Genomic DNA, 1,717 nt, shown 5'->3' on the forward strand with positions numbered 1-1,717 from the left:
TCACCAACGCGCTGATCAACATTGGCGGCAACGTCATGGCGCTCGGCAGCAAGCAGGGCAAGCCGTGGCGCGTCGGCATCCAGCACCCGCGCCAGCCCGGGCCGCTGGCCACCGTCACCCTGGCCGACGGCGAAGCGATCGGCACCTCGGGCGACTACCAGCGCTACTTCGAAGTCGATGGCCGGCGCTACGCCCACCTGCTCGACCCGCGCCGTGGCTACCCGGCCGACCACACGCAGGCCGTCACCGTACTCATCCCGGCCGGTCCACGCGCCGGCACCTTGTCCGACGCCAGTTCCAAGCCGATTTTTATCGCCGGCCCGGCCTGGCGCGAGATGGCGCGCCAAATGGAAATCGGCCTCGTTTTACGGGTCGACCGTGACAACCGGGTTTTCCTCACCGAAGCGCTACGTCAGCGCCTCGAATTCATCGGCCAACCGCCGGAGATCACCGTCGTACCCTAGAAATCATTCGGTTGACATGTATACGCCCGGTACGACTATCTCGTAACATTGCGACAGGAACAAAAAGAAAAATTCGACAAGACAGCGTAGGCATTCGCACAGAGGAGGAAGAATGCTGCGGGACGGTTTCTTCACCAAACCGGGGTTCGCCAACAGTCTGGTACTGCGTATCGGCCTGCTTATCCTGCTGTCTGTCGCCGTCTTCGCCTTCGCCCAGTATCAGCTGATCGGTCGGCCGACCGTCGACCGGCTGGCCGAATCCCAGATGCGGCTCGCCGCTGAACAGCTCGAAGCCCGCGTCACGCGCCTTTTCAAAACGGTCGAAGTGACCCTGCGCAGCAGCCACGGCTGGGGCGTCAACAACGACCTCGACCAGGCCCAACTGCTCCGTTTCAACGAATTCTTTTTCCCCATCATCGCCCATCACGGCGAAATCAGCTCAGTCATTTTCGCTCACGAATCGGGCCGAGAAATCCTCCTCCTGATGACCGACGACGGGCGGTGGGTCAACCGTATCAGCAATCCCGCCGAGTGGGGCAACCAGACCTACTGGATCACCTGGGACAAGAACCGCCAGATCGAAAACGTCGACCTGCGCGAACGCAACTACGACGCCCGTCAACGCCCGTGGTTCAAGGGCGCCATGGCGCTGACCGATTCGCAAGCGGTGCACTGGACCGAGCCGTACATCTTCTTTACCACCAAGGAGCCTGGCATCACGGCCGCCATGCGGTGGACGGCGAGCGATGGCTCGACCTACGTCATTGCCCACGACGTGCGGCTCATCGACATCGCCGAATTCACCACCCGGATGACCGTTGGCGAGCGTGGCAAGGCCGCGCTTTTCCTCAAGGAAGGCAAGCTCATCGCACCGCCGCGCGATGCTCGTTTCAACGACAGGCAGACGATTAGCCAGACCCTGCTCAAGACCGCCGAAGAGCTCGAACTGCCGGAATTCGCCGAGGCTTTCCGCCACTGGCAGGAGCAGCCGGCGGCGGCCCATGACGTTCTCGACTTCGATCGTCCCGACGGGCGCTGGGTCAGCCTCTTCCGACCGCTCATGGGCAACGCCAGCGGCATCCTGCTCGGCGTCGTGGCTCCGGAAACCGATTTCGTCCCGATTTCCCGCCATGATCTGCTGCTGCTCGCCCTCATTACCCTCTCTGCCCTCGCCCTCGGCATGGCCGTCGCCATCCACATCGCCCGCCGTTTTGGTGCGCCGCTGCATGCCCTGGCCGAAGACAGCGCGCGCA

The 1,717-nt window shown here is 63.1% G+C and carries 2 protein-coding genes; both read left to right on the top strand.

All coding sequences use genetic code 11. From position 1 onward, the window contains the following. Positions 1-464: FAD:protein FMN transferase (locus ADADOO_RS15700; protein WP_511278444.1), on the top strand; the 464-nt coding region annotated here is incomplete at its 5' end. 112 nt (positions 465-576) lie between these two features. Then, the coding region (locus tag ADADOO_RS15705) for a cache domain-containing protein (RefSeq protein ID WP_511278445.1) at positions 577-1,717 on the top strand (1,141 nt) is incomplete at its 3' end.

This window comes from Azonexus sp. (genome assembly GCF_036170495.1).
Classification (GTDB): Bacteria; Pseudomonadota; Gammaproteobacteria; order Burkholderiales; family Rhodocyclaceae; genus Azonexus.